This is a genomic window from Cupriavidus sp. HPC(L) (assembly GCF_000307735.3).
GTDB lineage: Bacteria > Pseudomonadota > Gammaproteobacteria > Burkholderiales > Burkholderiaceae > Cupriavidus.
The window spans coordinates 1-18,761 of the sequence record NZ_AMPR02000445.1 but is presented as its reverse complement, the minus strand read 5'-3'; the positions used below and the strand labels follow the sequence as shown (position 1 = coordinate 18,761).

Sequence of the window (18,761 nt, the reverse complement as noted above, 5' to 3'; positions counted from 1 at the left end):
CGGGAGCCCGCCGCCCCGCCGGCGGCCAGGCCCGCGCCGACGCCGGAGGAAGCGGTCAAGCCCGCGCCGAAGACCGCGGAGAAGCCGGCCGAAAAGCCCGCCGAGAAGCCGGCCGAAAAGCCCGCCGAGCGTGCCGTGGCCGATCCGATCGCCGAGATTGCCCAGGCCGACGCCAACAAGGTCGGCTATCTGCTGCAGGTCGGCGCCTTCCGCTCGCAGGACGACGCCAACCGGCAGAAGGCCAACCTGGCGATGCAGGGCTTCGAGGCCAGGGTCACCGACCGCGAGGTCAATGGCGTCAAGCTGTACCGCGTACGGCTCGGCCCGTACAACAAGATCGAAGACATGAACCGCGCGCGCGACCGCCTGCAATCGGCCGGTTTCGAGGCGTCGGTGATCCGCTTCACCAAGCAGTAAGCCAGGAGGCGGCGGCGCCGGGGCGGGCTGAACCCGCGCGGCGCATCGCTGTCATACGCACACCGTTTCACTTTTCTCTCGCGCCATGAAGAAAATCGCCGCCTTGTTCGCCACGCTCGCCGCCGCCGCGGGACTGATGATGGCATCGCCCGCCCAGGCCGCGCCGGCCGAAGGCAAGGAATACCAGGTCCTGAAGGCGGCCCAGCCCGTCACCGCGGGCAAGATCGAAGTCACCGAGTTCTTCTGGTACGGCTGCCCGCACTGCTACGACTTCGAGCCCGAGATCGAAGGCTGGGTCAAGAAGCAGGGCAAGGACGTGGTCTTCAAGCGCGTGCCGGTGGCCTTCCGCGACGACCTGCTGCCGCATACCCGCATCTATTACGCGCTCGAATCGATGGGCAAGCTCGAGGCCATGCACGGCAAGGTCTTCAGCGCGATCCACGCCGAGCGCAAGCGCCTGCTGGACCCGAACGAGATCGCCGATCTGATGGCCAGGAACGGCATCGACCGCAAGGCCTTCCTGGAGGCCTACAACTCGTTCTCGGTGTCGACCAACACCACGCGCGCCAACAAGATCGCCGACGCCTACAAGATCGACGGCGTGCCGACCATCGTGATCCAGGGCAAGTACGTGACCTCGCCGTCCATCGCGGGCAGCAAGGGCGCCGCGCTGCAGACGATGGACTACCTGGTGACCCAGGTCCGCGACAAGAAGCTGTGATGACGTTGCGCGCCGCCGTTGCCGCCGCAGAACGGCCGGCCAACGGCTGAGCGCGCATTGCTTCCGCTTCGTCCTTCTCCTTCCCCCGCCGCCCGATGCGACCCGTCAAAGTCTTTCTCACCGGCGCATCGAGCGGAATCGGCCAGGCCCTGGCGCGCGAATACGCCCGGCAGGGCGCGATTCTAGGCCTGGTCGGCCGCCGCGACGATGCCCTGCGCGCGTTCGTTGCCACCCTGCCCAATCCCAATGCCGCCCGCGTCTATGCGGCCGACGTGCGCGATGCCGACGCGATGCTCGGCGCCGCGCAGGACTTCCTCGACCACTTCGGCTGTCCCGATATCGTGATCGCCAACGCCGGCGTGTCGGTCGGCACGGTGGCCAGCGAACGCGAAGACCTTGAAGCCTTTCGCGCGGTGATGGACACCAACTGGTTCGGCGTGCTGACCACCTTCCAGCCGTTCCTGGCGCCGATGCAGGCGAGAGACGTGGGGCCGCGCGAGTGGCGCGGCACGCTGGTCGGCATCGCCAGCGTGGCCGGCGTGCGCGGACTGCCGGGCGCGGGCGCGTACAGTGCCTCGAAGTCGGCGGTGATCAAGCTGCTCGAGAGCCTGCGGCTGGAGCAGCGGCCGCACCGGATCCGCGTGGTCACCATCGCGCCGGGCTATATCCGCACGCCGATGACCGCGCGCAATCCGTATCCGATGCCGTTCCTGATGGACGCCGACGCGTTCGCGCGCAAGGCGGTGCGGGCGATCGCCGCGGGCCGGCGCTTTGCCGTGGTGCCGTGGCAGATGGGCGTGGTCGCCTCGGTGCTGCACGTGCTGCCGCGCTGGCTCTACGACGCGCTGTTCACGCGCGCGCCACGCAAGCCCCGCCAGCCGGAACGGCCGGACGCTCCCGCAGACCCCGCCGCCGACGGCAACGGGAGCCCGTGATGTGGCGCGACGCGCTGGGCCAGCCACACCCGCGCGCCGCTGCTGAGGCGCGGATCGCCTCGCTGGTGCCGTCGGTCACCGAACTGCTGTTTGCGCTGGGACTCGGCGATCGGCTGGTGGCGCGGACCGGCTTCTGCATCCATCCCGAACCGCAGGTGCGCGCGGTCGCCAAGGTCGGCGGCACCAAGGACGTGCAGCTGGACAAGCTGCGCGCGCTGGCGCCGACCCATGTGGTCGTCAATATCGACGAGAACCGGCGCGAGACCGTGGAGGAGATCCGCGGCTTCGTGCCGAACGTGATCGTGACCCATCCGTGCGCGCCGCGCGACAACCTCGAGCTGTACCGGCTGCTGGGCGGCATCTTCGATCGCGAGGCGCAGGCGCAGGCGCTATGCGCGCGGCTGGAGCAGGGGCTGGCGCGGCTGGAGGCGCGCACCTGGCCGACTCGCAGCGTGCTGTACGCGATCTGGCAGGACCCATGGATGACGGTGTCGCGCGACACCTATATCAGCCGCATGCTGGCGCTGATCGGCTGGCAGACCTGGCCCGGCGATGCCGGCCAGGCGCTGCAGGCCTGCACCGGCGGCGATTGCGCGCGGCCCAATGCGCCCGGCCAGCGCTATCCGACCTTCCGCTGGAGCGAGGCGCTGGTGCGCGAGCTCGACCTGGTGCTGCTGTCGAGCGAGCCCTATCGCTTCACCGAGGACCACGCCGATGCGCTGGAGCGCCAGCTCGGCCTGCCGGTGCTGCTGGTCGATGGGGAGATGGTGTCGTGGTACGGCAGCCGCGCGATCGATGGGCTGGCGTACCTGGAGACGCTGGCGCGCCAGGCTTGAGGCCGCCGTCGCGATGGCGACGGCGAGATCAGCGCTCGAATCCGTAGGCCCGCTCGACCTTGCTGACGCGCAGCTGGAAGCCCTGATACCAGCGCTCGCGTCCCAGGCGCTGCGCGACCCGGTGTTCGGCATGCGCCTGCCAGGCGGCGATGTCCTCGAGCGAGCGCCAGTACGACACCGTGATGCCGGGCGCGCCGGGCGTGCCGCCGTCGCGCACCGACTCGACGCCGAGAAAGCCGGGCATGGTCGCGGCCAGCTCCACCATCCGCTGTGCCATCGCGCCGTAGTCGGCCTCGTGGTTGGCCCCGCCCACGTCCGCGCCAGTGCGCGTGGACGTGAAGATCACCGCGTAGTAGGGCGGCGGCGGGGTCTGGGCAAAGGCGCTGTCGATGGCGGACATGGGATCGGAATCCAGGCGTCGGTCAAGGTGGGCGATTCAGACGGGCAATCCAGGCGGCACCGCCGGCGGCAACTCCGGCGGCAATTCAGGCGTTGGCCCGGAACCGGATGATGCCATCGTCGTCGATGGCGCGCCGCAGCTCGCCGGCATGCCACAGCACGTGCAGGTGGGCCAGCGCCTCGCCCATCGCGAAGGTCATCTGGTGGATGTCGAACTGGCGGCGGAAGATCACGTTGACGATATCGCGCGCGCTGCAAGGCTTTTCCGCGCAGGCGGCGCGGGTCTCGGCCAGGCGCTCGACATGGTGTTCGCGCAGCTGCCCGATGCGCGTCTGCAGGTTGCGGAACGGCCGGCCGTGCGAGGGCAGCACCAGCGTGTCCTCGGGCAGGTCCTGGTAGCGGTCGAGCGAGCGCAGATAGAGCGCCAGCGGGTTGGCCTCGGGCTCCATGTCGAACACGCTGACGTTGGTCGAGATCCGCGGCAGCACCATGTCGCCGGAGATCAGTACCTTGAGCTCGGCGTTGTACAGCGCGACGTGTTCGGGCGCGTGGCCGTAGCCGGTGATCACGCGCCAGCTCGCGGCCGCCGGTTCGGTGCCCATCGTCACCGTGTCGCCTTCCATCAGCCGGCGGTACTGCGTCGGCAGGTCGGGCACCAGCGTCGCGTAGTAGCTCTTGCGGGCGCGCAGCTTTTCCAGGCTGTCGGGATCGGCCAGGCCGTGCCGCGCGAAGTGGCTGGCGGCGAAGTCGCCGCCGGCGTTCGAGCCGACGCCATTGCCGCCGCTCATCACGCGCGCGCTCATATAGTCGCCCAGGCTCATCCACAGCCGCGCGTCCCAGCGCTGGCACAGCCAGTGCGCCAGGCCCACGTGGTCGGGATGGCAATGCGTAACCAGCACGCGCAGTACCGGCAGGCCTTCGAGCTCGTTGGCGAAGACCGTCTCCCAGTGCGCCTTGATGGTGTCGTTGGTGATGCCGCAATCGATCACGGTCCAGCCGTCGCGCCCGTCCACGCGATCGCTCACCAGCCACAGATTGATATGGTCCAGCGCGAACGGCAGCGGCATGCGCAGCCAGTAGACGCCGGGGGCCACCTGCTGGCGCGCGCCGGGCTCGGGCATGGTCTCGCCGAACGGGTATTGGAGTTGGTGTTCGAGTGCGTTCATCGGGGAGTCTCTCGGTTGCGAAGCCCTGCGGTGGGCTTTCTCGTCGTGGATCCGGATGCCGGACGCCGGGGGCATGCAATGCGCCGGCACGGCGGCGTGGCCGGGACGGCGCCGGGCGGTTGCCAGGCGCGCTGCTTGACGCTAACGTAAACGTCAATTCGGACGGCCTGTTGCCATCTTAAGCGAAAACGCCCACGCGTATCGAACGTTCGTTCTCTTTTACAGGCGCCCATGCCCAGCTCCGCCACCCAGCCTCCCGCGCCGATCGGCCAGCCCGCCAACGCTACCGCCGGCACCACGTACACCATCACCGAACTGGCGCGCGAGTTCGACATCACGCCGCGCGCCATCCGCTTCTACGAGGACCAGGGCCTGCTGTCGCCCGATCGCGTCGGCGCCGGGGGCAGGCAGCGGCTCTACAGCGGCCGCGAGCGCACCCGGCTGAAGCTGACGCTGCGCGGCAAGCGGCTCGGCCTGACGCTGAACGAGATCCGCGAGATCCTGGACCTGTACGAGTCGCCGCGCGATACGGTGCCCCAGCTCGAGCGCTTCCTGGCCTCGCTGGCGCAGCACCGCCAGGCGCTGGAGCGGCAGATGGAGGACCTGCAGGCGCAGTTGGCCGAGATCGACCAGCACGAGCGCCAATGCCGCGCGTTGCTGGCGGCGGCCGCACCCGAGCACGAGGGCGCAGCCGGCGCCTGAATGTGGCCGATGCCACCTTCGTCATCCTGCTTTCCGACAAATTTGATTGACGTTTACGTAAACGTAAATAAAATAAGCCGACAGCCCACCGCAGCGCGCGGTGCGGGCGCCGACAGGAAGCTGCCATGCCGAATTCCGCCACGGATCTTGCTACAGATGCCGCTGCCGACGTTGCTGCCGGCGTTGCCCCAGACCTCGCCGCGGACGTTTCCGCACGCGCCGGCGCCGACTTGCCGCCGGGCCGCGCCGAGGCGATCGCCGCCAGTTTCGCCCGCCAGGGCCTGATGGCGACGTTCGGCGCCGAGCTGGTCCGCGTCGAGCGCGGCGAGGTCGAACTGGCGATGCCGTGGTCCGAAGGCGTGACGCAGCAGCACGGCTTTTTCCACGGCGGCGTGGTTGGCGCGCTGGCCGACAGCGCCTGCGGCTATGCCGCGCTGTCGATGGTCGGCGAAGGCGAGGCGGGACTGACCGCCGAGTACAAGATCAATCTGCTGTCGCCCGCCAAAGGCGAGCGGCTGATCGCCGTGGGACGGGTGCTGAAGCCCGGCCGCACGCTGATCGTCGCCCAGGGCGACGTATTTACCGAGACCGGCGGCACCCGCAAGGCGGTGGCGACGATGCTGATGACCCTGTGTGTGGTGCGCACGCTCGATCACGTCTGAATTCCCGCGTCCGCCCAGCATCGACCCATTCCGTATCGAATCCGGATTCCACGAGGAAATAGGAGACAAACCATGACCGCGACCCTGCCAGGCCTGAAGTTCGACCTGGGTGAAGACATCGAGATGCTGCGCGAGTCCGTGCAGTCCTGGGCCCAGGCCGAGCTGGCACCGCGCGCGGCCGAGATCGACCGCACCGACCAGTTTCCGATGGACTGCTGGAAGAAGATGGGCGACCTCGGCGTGCTGGGCATCACCGTCGCCGAGGAGTACGGCGGCGCCAATATGGGCTATCTGGCCCACATGATCGCGATGGAGGAGATCAGCCGCGCCTCCGCCTCGGTCGGCCTGTCCTACGGCGCGCACTCGAACCTGTGCGTCAACCAGATCCATCGCAACGGCACGCCGGCGCAGAAGGCGAAATACCTGCCCAAGCTGGTGTCCGGCGACTGGATCGGGGCGCTGGCGATGAGCGAACCCAATGCCGGCTCGGACGTGGTCAGCATGAAGCTGCGCGCCGATCGCAAGGGTGACCACTACGTGCTGAACGGCACCAAGATGTGGATCACCAACGGTCCGGACTGCGACGTGCTGGTGGTCTACGCCAAGACCGAACCGGAGCTCGGCGCGCGCGGCATGACGGCCTTCATCGTCGAGAAGGGCATGAAGGGCTTCTCGGTGGCGCAGAAGCTGGACAAGCTCGGCATGCGCGGCTCGCATACCGGCGAGCTGGTGTTCCAGGACGTCGAGGTGCCGGCCGAGAACATCCTTGGCGCCGAGAACGGCGGCGCCAGGGTGCTGATGAGCGGCCTGGACTACGAACGCGCGGTGCTGTCCGGCGGCCCGGTCGGCATCATGCAGGCGTGCATGGACGTGGTGACGCCGTACATCCACGACCGCAAGCAGTTCGGCCAGAGCATCGGCGAATTCCAGCTGATCCAGGGCAAGGTCGCCGACATGTACACCACGCTGCAGGCCGCGCGCAGCTATCTGTATACCGTCGGCAAGAACCTGGACGCGCTTGGCAGCGAGCACGTGCGCCAGGTGCGCAAGGACTGCGCCGCGGTGATCCTCTATACGGCCGAGAAGGCCACGTGGATGGCCGGCGAATCGGTGCAGATCCTGGGCGGCAACGGCTATATCAACGAGTATCCGGTTGGCCGCCTGTGGCGCGACGCCAAGCTGTACGAGATCGGCGCCGGCACCTCGGAGATCCGCCGCATGCTGATCGGCCGGGAGCTGTTCGCGGAAACGATGTAATGACGAGGCGATGACGAGGTAAAGAGAAGGAAAGCGGGGTGTACGGTGCGCCGCTCCACGGTGGGCGGCGCCACCGATGCCACGCGCGAAGCGCTTACAATCACCCCTGATATCCGGTCTCGCCCGCGGCGAGCGCCGCATGCAGGTTTCCCGCCGATGTCCAGCCGGATCCGCGTCCCGATTCTGACCCGCCCAGGTAGTCCGCCCCAGCCATGTCCCACTTCCCGAAACTGCTGTCGTCGCAGATCGCCTACGATGTGGCGCGCACCATGCTGGACGGGTTCGACAAGCACTACCGGCTGTTTCGCGAGGTCAGCATCGAGGCCAAGGTCCGTTTCGAGGCCGGCGACTGGGCGGGGCTGCAGCAGCTGCAGCGCGACCGCATCGCGTTCTACAACGAACGCGTGCGCGAGACCACGGTGATCCTCGAGGACGAGTACGACGCCGAGCGGATCGAGGACGAGATCTGGCAGCAGATCAAGCTGCATTACATCGGGCTGCTGACCAACCACCATCAGCCGGAGCTCGCCGAGACCTTCTTCAATTCGGTCTTCACCCGCATCCTGCACCGCTCGTACTTCAACAACGATTTCATCTTCGTGCGTCCGGCGATCTCGACCGAATACATCGAGAACGAGGAGTCGCCGACCAGGCCGACCTTCCGCGCCTACTATCCGGGCAGCCGCGAGGGCATGGCCGACTGCTTCGAACGGATCGTGCACAACTTCCAGCTCGAGCGGCCGTACGAGGACCTGAAGCGCGATATCGGCTATGTGGTGCGCGCGGTCACCGAGCACCTGGGCGACTTCCGCATCGCGCCCAATTTCCAGATCCACGTACTGTCGTCGCTGTTCTTCCGCAACAAGTCGGCCTTCATCATCGGCCGCCTGCTGAACGGCGACCGTACCTACCCGCTGGCGATTCCGATCGTGCACGGGCCGTCGGGCAAGCTCGCGCTGGACACGGTGCTGCTGCGCAAGGAACAGCTGCTGATCCTGTTCTCGTTCACGCATTCGTATTTCATGGTCGACATGGAAATCCCGTCGGCCTACGTGACCTTCCTGCGCGACATCATGCCGCGCAAGCCGCGCGCGGAAATCTATACGTCGCTGGGTTTGCAGAAGCAGGGCAAGAACCTGTTCTACCGCGACTTCCTGCACCACCTGCAGCATTCGTCGGACAAGTTCATCATCGCCCCCGGCATCCGCGGGCTGGTGATGCTGGTGTTCACGCTGCCGTCCTATCCCTATGTGTTCAAGGTGATCAAGGACTTCTATCCGGCGCCGAAGGAAACCACGCGCGAGCTGATCAAGTCGAAGTACCAGCTGGTCAAGCAGCACGACCGCGTCGGCCGCATGGCGGACACGCTGGAATATTCGGACGTCGCCTTTCCGCTGTCGCGCTTCGACGATGCGCTGGTGCGCGAGCTGCACGAGCATGCGCCGTCGATGATCGAATACCAGCGCGCCAAGGACGGCACCGAGGAAATCGTGGTGCGCCATCTCTATATCGAGCGCCGCATGACGCCGCTGAACATCTACCTGCAGGAAGGCACCGACGAGCAGGTCGAGCACGGCATCATCGAGTACGGCAATGCGATCAAGGAGCTGATGGCGGCCAATATCTTCCCGGGCGACATGCTGTACAAGAATTTCGGCGTCACGCGCCATGGGCGCGTGGTGTTCTACGACTACGACGAGATCGAATACCTGACCGACTGCAATATCCGCCACGTACCGGCCCCGCGCAACGAGGAAGAGGAGATGTCGGGCGAGGTCTGGTACAGCGTCGGCCGCCACGACATCTTTCCCGAAACCTTCCGCACCTTCCTGCTGGGAGACCCGCGCGTGCGCGCGGCCTTCCTGCGGCACCATGCGGACTTTTTCGAACCTGCCCTGTGGCAGGGACACAAGGACCGGCTGCTGGCCGGACACGTTCATGACTTTTACGCCTACCATGCATCGGAACGCTTCATCCATCGATATGGCCCAACCGAAACCGGCGACGAGCCGGCAAGGAGGGCAGCATGACTGACGCCATCGCCCAGCTGTTTCGCAACAACCGCGAATGGGTCGACCGCGTCAACGCGGAAGATCCAAACTTCTTCACCAGCCTGGCCAACCAGCAGGCGCCCGAATACCTGTGGATCGGCTGCTCGGACTCGCGCGTGCCGGCCAACCAGATCCTGGGCCTGGCCCCCGGCGAGGTGTTCGTCCATCGCAATATCGCCAACGTCATTGCGCACAGCGACCTGAACGCGCTGTCGGTGATCCAGTTCGCGGTCGAGGTGCTGAAGGTGCGCCATATCACCGTGGTCGGCCACTACGGCTGCGGCGGCGTCAAGGTCGCGCTCAAGCGCGAGCGCGTGGGCCTGGTCGACAACTGGCTGCGCCATGTGCGGGACGTGGCGGACAAGCACGACGCCTACCTCGGCACCATCGTGCGCGAGGACGACGCCCACAGCCGCCTGTGCGAGCTCAACGTGATCGAGCAGGTCAACAACGTCTGCCAGACCACGGTGATCCAGGACGCCTGGGCGCGCGGCCAGCAGGTCACGGTGCACGGCTGGATCTACGGCGTGTCCGACGGCCTGCTGCGCGATCTCGGCATGGCGGCCAGCAGCAACGAGGAACTGCGCACGCAACTGCAGGCGGCCTACCGGCAGTACGGGGACCCGCCGCATATTCCGGTGCGGTGAGGAAGGATTGAGTGGCGAGGCGTCAAGCGCGCCGATGACACGCTCCCCTCCCCCGCTTGCGGGGGAGGGGCTGGGGGAGAGGGAGGGGCGCTGGCAAGCGCTGAAGGCGTCGGCAGAACGACCGCTTTCCCTCTCCCCCGACCCCTCTCCCGCAAGCGGGAGAGGGGAGTAACCAAAACCGCAGGACAGCAAGCAAGGAGACCACCATGCAAGACCCGATCGTCATCGTATCCGCGGCCCGCACCCCGATGGCCGCATTCCAGGGTGAGTTCGCCAGCGTCACGGCGCCGCAGCTTGGGGCCGTCGCGATCCGCGCGGCGATCGAGCGCGCCGGCATCCAGCCGGAGCAGGTCCAGGAGGTGGTGTTCGGCTGCGTGCTGCCGGCCGGCCAGGGCCAGGCGCCGGCGCGCCAGGCCGCGCTGGGCGCGGGGCTGCCGCTGTCGGTCGCCTGTACCACCGTCAACAAGATGTGCGGCTCCGGCATGCGCGCCGCGATGACGGTCTACGACAGCCTGGTGGCGGGCTCGTACGAGATCGCGGTGGCCGGCGGCATGGAGAGCATGACCAACGCCCCGTACCTGATTCCGAAGGGCCGCGGCGGCTACCGGATCGGTCACGGCATGATCTATGACCACATGATGCTCGACGGTCTGGAGGATGCCTACGAGAAGGGCCGCGCGATGGGCACCTTCGGCGAGGATTGCGCGGCCAAGTACGGCTTCACGCGCGAGGCGCAGGACGCGTTCGCGATGGAGAGCGTGCGGCGCGCGCAGCAGGCCACCGAACGCGGCGATTTCCGCTGGGAGATCGCGCCGGTCACGGTGGCGGCCAAGGGCGGCGACGTGGTGATCGACACCGACGAAGGTCCGCGCCGCATCAAGGTCGACAAGATCCCGTCGCTCAAGCCCGCGTTCGCCAAGGACGGCACCATCACCGCCGCCTCGTCGTCGTCGATCAACGACGGCGCCGCCGCGCTGGTGATGATGCGCGAGTCGACCGCCAAGGCGCTGGGCCTGCAGCCGCTGGCGCGCATGCTCGGCCATAGCAGCCATGCGCAGGCGCCGGGCTGGTTCACCACCGCGCCGGTCGAGGCGATCGCCAAGCTGTATCGCAAGCTCGACTGGAACAGCGACAGCGTCGACCTGTTCGAGATCAACGAGGCCTTCGCCGTGGTGCCGATGGCGGCGATGCACGAACTGAAGATTCCGCGCGACAAGGTCAATATCCACGGCGGCGCCTGTGCGCTGGGCCATCCGATCGGCGCCTCCGGCGCGCGCATCATGACCACGCTGATCGGCGCGCTGCGCAAGACCGGCGGCAAGCGCGGCGTGGCCAGCCTGTGCATCGGCGGCGGCGAGGCCACGGCGGTCGGCATCGAGCTGGTCTGAGCCGCCTTCAACGCCGATCCCTGAACGACCCGACAGGAGGCTAGCTTGCCAACCGCACTGATACTGGGCGCCTCGCGCGGCATCGGCCTGGAGTTCGTCCGCCAGTACCGCGCCGACGGCTGGCGCGTGATCGCCACCGCCCGCAGCGACGAGGGGCTGGCCGCACTGAAATCGCTGGGCGCGGAGGCGCACCGCGTCGACCTGGCCGAGGCCGATCAGGTCGCGGGCCTGGGCTGGACGCTCGACGGCGAATCGCTCGACGTGGCGGTCTACAACGCCGGCGTGATCGGCCCGCGCACCGAGGGCGCGCAGCCGGTCTCGGCCGAGGAGTTCGACGACGTGATGCATGCCAATGTGCTGGGGCCGATGATGGCGCTGCCGCTGGTGCTGCCCTTCGTCGAGACCGGCCGCGGCGGCAAGGGCGGCGTGCTGGCGGTGCTGTCCTCGCGCATGGGCAGCATCGGCGCGATGGAAAGCAACCGCAGCTGGCTGTATCGCGTCAGCAAGGCGGCGGTCAACGCGGCGCTCAAGTCGGTGTCGCTCGACGCGCGCCATGCGGTCTGCCTGGCGCTGCATCCGGGCTGGGTCCGTACCGACATGGGCGGCGCGGGCGCCGACCTGACGCCGCAGCAGAGCGTGTCCGGCCTGCGCCGCGTGCTGGCCGGCGCCACCGCGCAGGACAACGGCTGTTTTCGCAACTACGACGGCAGCGTGCTGCCCTGGTGAGGTCCCGATGCTGCTCAGTCCCGAACAGGAAATGATCCGCGACGCGGTGCGGCAGTTTGCCCAGGAGGTCATCGCGCCGCAGGCCGCCGCGTGGGATCGCGACAAGACGTTCCCGAAGGAAGTCCACCGCGAGCTCGCGGCGATGGGCACCTATGGCGTCGCCGTGCCCGAGGCCTACGGCGGCGCGGGCCTCGACTACCTGTCGCTGGCGCTGATCCTCGAAGAGATCGCGGCCGGCGACGGCGGCACCTCGACGGTGATCAGCGTCAACAACTGCCCGGTCTGCAGCATGCTGATGGCGTTCGCCGACGAGGCGCAGAAGCAGCAGTGGCTGGTGCCGCTGGCACGGGGCGAGATGCTCGGCGCGTTCTGCCTGACCGAGCCCCATGTCGGCTCGGACGCCGCGGCGCTGCGCACCACCGCGACGCGCGACGGCGATCATTACGTGCTGAACGGCGTCAAGCAGTTCATCACCAGCGGCAAGCACGCCGACGTGGCGATCGTGATGGCGGTCACCGACAAGGCCGCCGGCAAGCGCGGCATCAGCGCCTTCCTGGTGCCGACCGATACGCCGGGCTATGTCGTCGCGCGGCTGGAAGACAAGCTCGGCCAGCATTCGTCGGACACCGCGCAGATCGTGTTCGAGGATTGCCGCGTGCCGGCCGCCAATCTGCTGGGCGAGGAGGGCGCGGGCTACAAGATGGCGCTGTCCGGCCTCGAGGGCGGGCGCATCGGCATCGCCGCGCAGAGCGTCGGCATGGCGCGCGCGGCGTTCGAGGCGGCGCTGGCCTATTCAAAGGAACGTGAGAGCTTCGGCCAGCCGCTGTTCGCGCATCAGGCGGTGCAGTTCCGCCTGGCCGAGATGGCCACGCGCATCGAGGTCGCGCGCCAGATGATCTGGCATGCCGCCTCTCTGAAGGACGCCGGCCGGCCCTGCCTGAAGGAGGCCGCGATGGCCAAGCTCAATGCCAGCGAGATGGCCGAGGCGGTCTGCTCGGATGCGATCCAGGTGTTTGGCGGCTATGGCTATGTCAGCGACTTCCCGGTCGAGCGGATCTACCGCGATGTGCGTGTCTGCCAGATCTACGAGGGCACCAGCGACATCCAGAAGATGCTGATCGCGCGGGCGCTGGCGTGAGCCGCGCCCACGCGAGGCATTTGCCGCCCCTGCTGTTTCGTGCCGTTCCTGCCGTTCCGTTCGCCGTTTCCCTTGCCGAGGACCTGACATGACCGCTGCCCCGATCGACTTCTATTTCGATTTCTCGTCGCCCTACGGCTACTTCGCCAGCACGCGCATCGACGACCTCGCGCGCCAGTACGGCCGCAGCGTGGCGTGGCATCCGATCCTGCTCGGCGTGGTGTTCAAGACCACCGGCATGGCGCCGCTGCCGCAGATTCCGCTCAAGGGCGACTACAGCTGGCGCGATTTCGAACGCACCGCGCGCCACCACGGCATTGCCTACCGCCGGCCGTCGAACTTCCCGCTGCCGACCACGCAGGCCGCGCGCGCGATGCTGTGGCTGCAGAACCATCATGCCGCCGACGTGGCGGTGCGCTTCGCCAAGGCGGTGTACCACGCCTACTTCGTCGACGACATCAACATCGCCGAGCCGGCCGAACTGGTGAAGATCGCCGCGGCGCTGGAGATCGACGCCACCGCGATGGACGCCGGCGCCAGCAGCCAGCCGATCAAGGACCAGCTGAAGGCCGAGATGGAGGTGGCGATGGCCAAGGGCGTGTTCGGCTCGCCCTTCGTCATCGTCGATGGCGAACCCTATTGGGGCTTCGACCGCTTCGACCAGATCGAGGCCCTGCTCAAGAGCGGCACGCCCACCGAGTTGCGGGCCGTGCCGTCCCCCGATTTCAAGGAAAAGAAACCCGCATGACCCTCAGTGCTTCCCCCTCCCGCCGCTTCGACTGCGTGATCTTCGATTGCGACGGCGTGCTGGTCGACAGCGAACCGATCGTCAACCGCGTGCTGAACCAGATGCTGAACGAACTGGGCATCGCGATCTCGCTGGAGGACTCGACCGCGCTGTTCCTCGGCCGCGCCGTGCGCGAGGAGCTCGACACCATCGAGCGGATGCGCGGCGCGCCGCTGCCGGAGAACTGGCTGTCGCACTGGCTGGCCCGGCGCAACGAAGTGCTGGAGGCCGAGGTCGAGGCCGTGCCCCATGTGCGCGACGCGATCGCCGCGATCGCGGCGACCGGCATGCCGCTGTGCGTCGCCTCGGGCGCCGACCGCGTCAAGGTCAAGCTGCAACTGAAGCGCACCGGCCTGCTGGAGCTGTTCCAGCACGATGCCGACGGCCAGCCGCGCGAGCACGTGTTCTCCGCCACCGAGGTCGAGCGCAGCAAGCCCGCGCCCGACGTCTATCTGCTGGCGGCGCGCACGATCGGGGTGGAGCCGTCGCGCTGCGCGGTGGTCGAAGACAGCCCGGCCGGCATCACCGCCGGCGTGGCGGCCGGCATGACGGTGTTCGGCTATGCCGCGCGCAACGATGCCGCGATGCTGCGCGAGGCCGGCGCCCAGACCATCTTCACCGACATGCGGCAACTGCCGGAGCTGGTGGCATGAAGCGGGCGGCAGCGCCTTCGCGCGAAGGCGCCTGCCCGTGCGGCGGGGCCAGCTACGCCGGCTGCTGCGGGCGCTTCCATCGCGGCGAGGCGCTGCCCGAGACCGCCGAGCAGCTGATGCGCTCGCGCTACAGCGCCTACGTGCTGAATGACGCGCGGTGGCTGCGCCAGAGCTGGCATCCGTCGACCTGCCCGGCGACGCTGGAGCAGGACATGGCGCAGGAAGCGGCGCAGGAAGCGGCGCAGGACCAGCGCGGCCCGCGTACCCAGTGGCTGGGCCTGACCATTGTCGCGCACCAGCAGCAGGACGACACGCACGCCGAGGTCGAGTTCGTCGCCCGCTACAAGGTCGGCGGTCGCGCGTCGCGGCTGCACGAACGCAGCCGCTTCGTGCGCGAGCCGCGCGCGAGCGGCGAAGCGCCGCGCTGGCTGTACCTCGATGGGGACATCCGCGGGGAAGCGCGATGAGCGCCGCGGCCGCCGCCGTGCGCTGAATTACCGCACCGCGTATCGCCATCCAAAGCGACCATCCAAAGCGACCATCCAACGCAACGCATCACAAGATCAGGAAGAGACAGACCCGATGCCCACGCTCGAATCCAAACTCAATGCCCGTTCCGAGGCCTTCAAGGCCAATGCCGAGGCGATGCAGGCCCTGGTCGCCGACCTGAAGGCGAAGATCGCCCAGGTCGCGCAGGGCGGTGGCGAAGATGCGCGCAACAAGCATCTGTCGCGCGGCAAGATGCTGCCGCGCGAGCGCGTGCAGCAGCTGCTCGATCCGGGCACGCCGTTCCTGGAGCTGTCGCAGCTGGCGGCGTACGACATGTACGACAATGCCGCGCCCGGCGCCGGCATCATTACCGGCATCGGCCGCGTGGCCGGGCAGGAATGCGTGATCGTGTGCAACGACGCGACGGTCAAGGGCGGCACCTACTATCCGATGACGGTCAAGAAGCATCTGCGCGCGCAGGAGATCGCCGAGCAGAACCACCTGCCGTGCATCTACCTGGTCGACTCGGGTGGCGCCAACCTGCCGAACCAGGACGACGTGTTCCCCGACCGCGATCACTTCGGCCGCATCTTCTACAACCAGGCCAATCTGTCGAAGATGGGCATCCCGCAGATCGCCGTGGTGATGGGCTCGTGCACCGCCGGCGGCGCCTATGTGCCGGCGATGAGCGACGAGTCCATCATCGTCCGCAACCAGGGCACGATCTTTCTGGGCGGCCCGCCGCTGGTCAAGGCGGCCACCGGCGAGGAAGTCAGCGCCGAGGACCTGGGCGGCGCCGACGTGCATACGCGGCTGTCTGGCGTGGCCGACTACTTCGCGCAGAACGACGCCCATGCGCTGGGGCTGGCGCGCAATATCGTGCAGCACCTGAACCGCCGCAAGCCGGACCAGATCCGGCTGCACGCGCCGGTCGAGCCGCGCTATCCGGCCGAGGAGCTGTACGGCGTGATCCCGACCGATACGCGCAAGCCCTACGACGTGCGCGAGGTGATCGCCCGCATCGTCGACGATTCCGACTTCGACGAGTTCAAGGCGCGCTACGGCACCACGCTGGTGTGCGGCTTCGCGCGGATCTGGGGCTATCCGGTCGGCATCGTCGCCAACAACGGCATCCTGTTCTCGGAATCGGCGCTCAAGGGCGCGCACTTCATCGAGCTGTGCTGCCAGCGCAAGATCCCGCTGGTGTTCCTGCAGAACATCACCGGCTTCATGGTGGGCCGCAAGTACGAGAACGAGGGCATCGCGCGCAACGGCGCCAAGATGGTGACCGCGGTGGCGACCGCCCAGGTGCCGAAGTTCACCGTGATCATCGGCGGCTCGTTCGGCGCCGGCAACTACGGCATGTGCGGCCGCGCGTATTCGCCGCGCTTCCTGTGGATGTGGCCGAACGCGCGGATCTCGGTGATGGGCGGCGAGCAGGCCGCCAGCGTGCTGGCCACCGTGCGGCGCGACGGCATCGAGGGCCGCGGCGGCAGCTGGAGCGCCGACGAGGAGGAGGCCTTCAAGCGGCCGATCCGCGAACAGTACGAACACCAGGGCCATCCATACTACGCCAGCGCGCGGCTGTGGGACGACGGCGTGATCGACCCCGCGCAGACCCGCACGGTGCTGGGCCTGGGCCTGTCGGCGAGCCTCAATGCCCCGATCGACGAGATGAAGTTCGGCGTGTTCCGGATGTAAGCGATGCTGCGTCATTGCCGCGCGCGCGGTGCCCGTGATGTCGTGCAGTTCGTGCGGGTCGTGCCGATTGCCCGGCTGGCGCTGTGCCTGCTGGTCTGGAGCGCCGGGATCGCGGGGTTCGCATTGCCGGCCGGCGCCGCGCCGCTCGAGGAGACCTGGTCGGTGCCGGTCACGGTGACCGATGCGCATGGCAGGCAGGTCGCGCAGCGTATCGTCGTCTCGGCGTTCCGCGAGCCGGGCCATGCGCGCTATCCGCTGCTGGTGCTCAACCATGGCCGCGCGCCCGATCCCTATGCGCGCGCCCGGCTCGGGCGCGTGCGGCTGGCCGAGCAGGCCGCGTATTTCGCCTCGCTCGGGTTCCAGGTGCTGGTGCCGACGCGGATCGGCTATGGCGCCAGCGGCGGCGACGACATCGAGAACACCGGCAGCTGCACGCGCAAGAACTATCGGCCGGGCTTCGAGGTGGCCGCGCAGCAGGTGCTGCAGGTCATCGAGATGGCACGCTCGCGCCCGGAGATCGACGTGTCGCGCGTCGTGCTGGTCGGCCAGTCGTTCGGCGGCGCGGCGGTGATCGCGCTGGCGGCGAAGAACCCGCCGGGCGTCCGGCTGGTGCTGAACTTCGCCGGCGGTGGCGGCGGCGATCCGCGGCTGCATCCGCGCGAGCCGTGCGCGCCCGAGCAGCAGGCCGCGCTGTTCGCCGAGTATGGCCGCAGCGCGCGCGTGCCGACGCACTGGATCTACACGACCAACGACCGCTACATGGGACCGTATCCGGCGCAATGGTTCGAGGCCTTCCGCGGCGCCGGCGGCGTCGGCAAGTACCACGCGCTGCCGGCCTTCGGCCAGGACGGCCATCAGCTGTTCGCGCGGGGGCTGGCGCGCTGGAAGCCGCTGGCCGAGCAGGCGCTGCGCGAGGCGGGCTTCGAGCCGCGGCCGTTGAACCGGCCCGCCACACCGAAGGATGCGCGCCGATAGCCGGACACACCAATCCAAGCCAGAACTGCAAGGAGACCACGATGGAATTCACCACGCTGACCGTGACTGTCGAGCGCCATGTCGCCACGGTGACGCTGAACCGCCCCGATGTGCGCAACGCCTTCAACGAGACCGTGATCGCCGAACTGAGCGGCGCCTTCCGCGCGCTGGGCGATACGCCGGAGGTCCGCGCGATCGTGCTGGCCGGGCAGGGGCCCGCGTTCTGCGCAGGCGCCGACCTGAACTGGATGAAGAAGATGGCCGGCTACTCGCACGACGAGAACCGCGCCGACGCGCTGCAGCTCGCGCAGATGCTCCATACGATCTGGGCCTGTCCGAAGCCGGTGATCGCGCGCATCCACGGCGACACCTATGCCGGCGGCGTCGGTCTGGTGGCCGCCTGCGATATCGCGATCGCGGCCGACCACGCGCACTTCTGCCTGTCGGAGGCGCGCCTGGGACTGCTGCCGGCGACGATCAGCCCGTACGTGATCCGCGCGATGGGCGAGCAGGCGGCGCGCCGCTACTTCATCACCGCCGAACGCTTCGATGCGGCCGAGGCGCTGCGGCTGGGCTTCGTGCATGCGGCGGTGCCGGCCGATGCGCTCGACGCCAAGGTGGCCGAGCTGACCGCCGCGCTGGTCGCCAACAGCCCGAACGCCGTGCGCGAAAGCAAGCGGCTGGTGCAGGACATCGCCGGCCGGGCCATTGACGACGACCTGCTGGCCGATACCGCCGAGCGCATCGCGGCGATCCGCGCCTCGGACGAGGGCCGCGAGGGCGTGCGCTCCTTCCTCGAGAAGCGCAGCCCGTCGTGGCGGCCGGCCTGATGTCGTCGCGGTCCGTCCTGTCCCCGATGCCGCCGGCGACGATGTGCGCAGATGCGCGCGCGCCGGTGCGCGATCGCGGTTTCATCGCCCAAATGCCACGAATCTGACGACAACACGCCCCTAACGCGCAAATTCACCACCGTTTGCCAAGCCCGCAAGGACCTTCCTACCATGCGTTCTCCCAATCCAGCCGCGTTCCTCGCACCGTCCGGGCCTACCCGGGCCGGCGCCCGCACGGCTGGCCAACCATGGAGGACTCCCTTGGATACCCAGTCCTTGCA

20 protein-coding genes are annotated in these 18,761 nt (G+C 68.3%); 18 read left to right on the top strand and 2 right to left on the bottom strand.

Features of this window, described 5'->3' with window-relative positions:
- The 4 genes from B551_RS22280 to B551_RS22265 form a co-directional block, all read left to right on the top strand.
- Positions 1-417, top strand: a 417-nt coding sequence (locus tag B551_RS22280; RefSeq protein ID WP_023265042.1) for an SPOR domain-containing protein, incomplete at its 5' end; no start/stop codon positions are given.
- An 85-nt stretch (positions 418-502) separates the two neighbouring features.
- Positions 503-1,138 (top strand): thiol:disulfide interchange protein DsbA/DsbL, encoded by a 636-nt coding sequence (locus tag B551_RS22275; RefSeq protein ID WP_006578386.1) that lies wholly within the window; start codon positions 503-505, stop codon positions 1,136-1,138.
- 95 nt (positions 1,139-1,233) lie between these two features.
- A complete protein-coding gene (locus B551_RS22270; protein ID WP_023265041.1) occupies positions 1,234-2,073 on the top strand; it encodes an SDR family oxidoreductase in 840 nt (279 codons plus the stop codon).
- Positions 2,073-2,909 carry a helical backbone metal receptor gene (locus B551_RS22265; RefSeq protein ID WP_006578384.1) on the top strand — a complete coding sequence of 279 codons (837 nt, stop codon included), beginning with the start codon at positions 2,073-2,075 and terminating at the stop codon, positions 2,907-2,909. Before B551_RS22270 ends, B551_RS22265 begins: the two co-directional genes overlap by 1 nt.
- Positions 2,910-2,937: 28 nt before the next feature.
- Here B551_RS22265 and B551_RS22260 read toward each other — a convergent pair whose 3' ends face one another.
- Together B551_RS22260 and B551_RS22255 are read right to left on the bottom strand one after the other, a co-directional pair.
- Entirely contained in the window at positions 2,938-3,309 is a 372-nt protein-coding gene (locus B551_RS22260) for an antibiotic biosynthesis monooxygenase (RefSeq protein WP_006578383.1), read from the bottom strand.
- 85 nt (positions 3,310-3,394) lie between these two features.
- Complete coding sequence (locus B551_RS22255) at positions 3,395-4,474, bottom strand: MBL fold metallo-hydrolase (RefSeq protein ID WP_006578382.1); 1,080 nt, start codon at positions 4,472-4,474, stop codon at positions 3,395-3,397.
- Positions 4,475-4,705: 231 nt separating this feature from the next.
- On the opposite strand from B551_RS22255, the gene B551_RS22250 reads away from it, so the two are divergent.
- The 14 genes from B551_RS22250 to B551_RS22185 all read left to right on the top strand — a co-directional run bounded on the left by B551_RS22250 (position 4,706) and on the right by B551_RS22185 (position 18,480).
- On the top strand, positions 4,706-5,176 hold the full coding sequence (locus tag B551_RS22250; protein WP_006578381.1) for a MerR family DNA-binding transcriptional regulator: 471 nt from the start codon (positions 4,706-4,708) through the stop codon (positions 5,174-5,176).
- 284 nt (positions 5,177-5,460) lie between these two features.
- Positions 5,461-5,838 (top strand): PaaI family thioesterase, encoded by a 378-nt coding sequence (locus B551_RS22245; protein WP_231906353.1) that lies wholly within the window; start codon positions 5,461-5,463, stop codon positions 5,836-5,838.
- A gap of 72 nt (positions 5,839-5,910) precedes the next feature.
- Positions 5,911-7,095: an isovaleryl-CoA dehydrogenase gene (locus B551_RS22240; protein ID WP_006578379.1), complete on the top strand. Its 1,185-nt coding sequence runs from the start codon at positions 5,911-5,913 to the stop codon at positions 7,093-7,095.
- A gap of 212 nt (positions 7,096-7,307) precedes the next feature.
- The gene (aceK, locus tag B551_RS22235; RefSeq protein ID WP_006578378.1) at positions 7,308-9,125 is read left to right on the top strand and encodes a bifunctional isocitrate dehydrogenase kinase/phosphatase; all 1,818 of its coding nucleotides are present in this window, start codon (positions 7,308-7,310) and stop codon (positions 9,123-9,125) included.
- Entirely contained in the window at positions 9,122-9,793 is a 672-nt protein-coding gene (gene can, locus B551_RS22230) for a carbonate dehydratase (RefSeq protein WP_006578377.1), read from the top strand. The genes aceK and can overlap by 4 nt, the downstream gene beginning before the upstream one ends.
- Positions 9,794-9,999: 206 nt before the next feature.
- Positions 10,000-11,181 (top strand): acetyl-CoA C-acetyltransferase, encoded by a 1,182-nt coding sequence (locus tag B551_RS22225; RefSeq protein ID WP_023265040.1) that lies wholly within the window; start codon positions 10,000-10,002, stop codon positions 11,179-11,181.
- A 45-nt stretch (positions 11,182-11,226) separates the two neighbouring features.
- Positions 11,227-11,907: an SDR family oxidoreductase gene (locus B551_RS22220; protein ID WP_006578174.1), complete on the top strand. Its 681-nt coding sequence runs from the start codon at positions 11,227-11,229 to the stop codon at positions 11,905-11,907.
- A 7-nt stretch (positions 11,908-11,914) separates the two neighbouring features.
- Entirely contained in the window at positions 11,915-13,045 is a 1,131-nt protein-coding gene (locus B551_RS22215) for an acyl-CoA dehydrogenase family protein (RefSeq protein ID WP_006578173.1), read from the top strand.
- An 88-nt stretch (positions 13,046-13,133) separates the two neighbouring features.
- A complete protein-coding gene (locus B551_RS22210; protein ID WP_006578172.1) occupies positions 13,134-13,793 on the top strand; it encodes a 2-hydroxychromene-2-carboxylate isomerase in 660 nt (219 codons plus the stop codon).
- Complete coding sequence (locus tag B551_RS22205) at positions 13,790-14,485, top strand: HAD family phosphatase (protein ID WP_006578171.1); 696 nt, start codon at positions 13,790-13,792, stop codon at positions 14,483-14,485. The genes B551_RS22210 and B551_RS22205 overlap by 4 nt, the downstream gene beginning before the upstream one ends.
- The gene (locus tag B551_RS22200; protein ID WP_023265039.1) at positions 14,482-14,952 is read left to right on the top strand and encodes a YchJ family metal-binding protein; all 471 of its coding nucleotides are present in this window, start codon (positions 14,482-14,484) and stop codon (positions 14,950-14,952) included. Before B551_RS22205 ends, B551_RS22200 begins: the two co-directional genes overlap by 4 nt.
- Positions 14,953-15,067: 115 nt before the next feature.
- A complete protein-coding gene (locus B551_RS22195) occupies positions 15,068-16,675 on the top strand; it encodes a carboxyl transferase domain-containing protein (RefSeq protein ID WP_006578169.1) in 1,608 nt (535 codons plus the stop codon).
- Positions 16,676-16,678: 3 nt separating this feature from the next.
- Positions 16,679-17,650 carry an alpha/beta hydrolase gene (locus tag B551_RS22190; protein WP_006578168.1) on the top strand — a complete coding sequence of 324 codons (972 nt, stop codon included), beginning with the start codon at positions 16,679-16,681 and terminating at the stop codon, positions 17,648-17,650.
- Between the two features lie 41 nt (positions 17,651-17,691).
- Positions 17,692-18,480, top strand: a complete 789-nt coding sequence (locus B551_RS22185) for an enoyl-CoA hydratase/isomerase family protein (protein WP_006578167.1) — start codon at positions 17,692-17,694, stop codon at positions 18,478-18,480.
- The last annotated feature ends 281 nt before the right edge of the window (positions 18,481-18,761 follow it).

Coding starts and splice junctions, on each gene's coding strand:
- B551_RS22275 (WP_006578386.1), top strand. CDS start 503: ATGAAGAAAATCGCCGCCTTGTTCGCCACGCTCGCCGCCGCCGCGGGA.
- B551_RS22270 (WP_023265041.1), top strand. CDS start 1,234: ATGCGACCCGTCAAAGTCTTTCTCACCGGCGCATCGAGCGGAATCGGC.
- B551_RS22265 (WP_006578384.1), top strand. CDS start 2,073: ATGTGGCGCGACGCGCTGGGCCAGCCACACCCGCGCGCCGCTGCTGAG.
- B551_RS22260 (WP_006578383.1), bottom strand. CDS start 3,309: ATGTCCGCCATCGACAGCGCCTTTGCCCAGACCCCGCCGCCGCCCTAC.
- B551_RS22255 (WP_006578382.1), bottom strand. CDS start 4,474: ATGAACGCACTCGAACACCAACTCCAATACCCGTTCGGCGAGACCATG.
- B551_RS22250 (WP_006578381.1), top strand. CDS start 4,706: ATGCCCAGCTCCGCCACCCAGCCTCCCGCGCCGATCGGCCAGCCCGCC.
- B551_RS22245 (WP_231906353.1), top strand. CDS start 5,461: ATGGCGACGTTCGGCGCCGAGCTGGTCCGCGTCGAGCGCGGCGAGGTC.
- B551_RS22240 (WP_006578379.1), top strand. CDS start 5,911: ATGACCGCGACCCTGCCAGGCCTGAAGTTCGACCTGGGTGAAGACATC.
- aceK (WP_006578378.1), top strand. CDS start 7,308: ATGTCCCACTTCCCGAAACTGCTGTCGTCGCAGATCGCCTACGATGTG.
- can (WP_006578377.1), top strand. CDS start 9,122: ATGACTGACGCCATCGCCCAGCTGTTTCGCAACAACCGCGAATGGGTC.
- B551_RS22225 (WP_023265040.1), top strand. CDS start 10,000: ATGCAAGACCCGATCGTCATCGTATCCGCGGCCCGCACCCCGATGGCC.
- B551_RS22215 (WP_006578173.1), top strand. CDS start 11,915: ATGCTGCTCAGTCCCGAACAGGAAATGATCCGCGACGCGGTGCGGCAG.
- B551_RS22210 (WP_006578172.1), top strand. CDS start 13,134: ATGACCGCTGCCCCGATCGACTTCTATTTCGATTTCTCGTCGCCCTAC.
- B551_RS22205 (WP_006578171.1), top strand. CDS start 13,790: ATGACCCTCAGTGCTTCCCCCTCCCGCCGCTTCGACTGCGTGATCTTC.
- B551_RS22200 (WP_023265039.1), top strand. CDS start 14,482: ATGAAGCGGGCGGCAGCGCCTTCGCGCGAAGGCGCCTGCCCGTGCGGC.
- B551_RS22195 (WP_006578169.1), top strand. CDS start 15,068: ATGCCCACGCTCGAATCCAAACTCAATGCCCGTTCCGAGGCCTTCAAG.
- B551_RS22190 (WP_006578168.1), top strand. CDS start 16,679: ATGCTGCGTCATTGCCGCGCGCGCGGTGCCCGTGATGTCGTGCAGTTC.
- B551_RS22185 (WP_006578167.1), top strand. CDS start 17,692: ATGGAATTCACCACGCTGACCGTGACTGTCGAGCGCCATGTCGCCACG.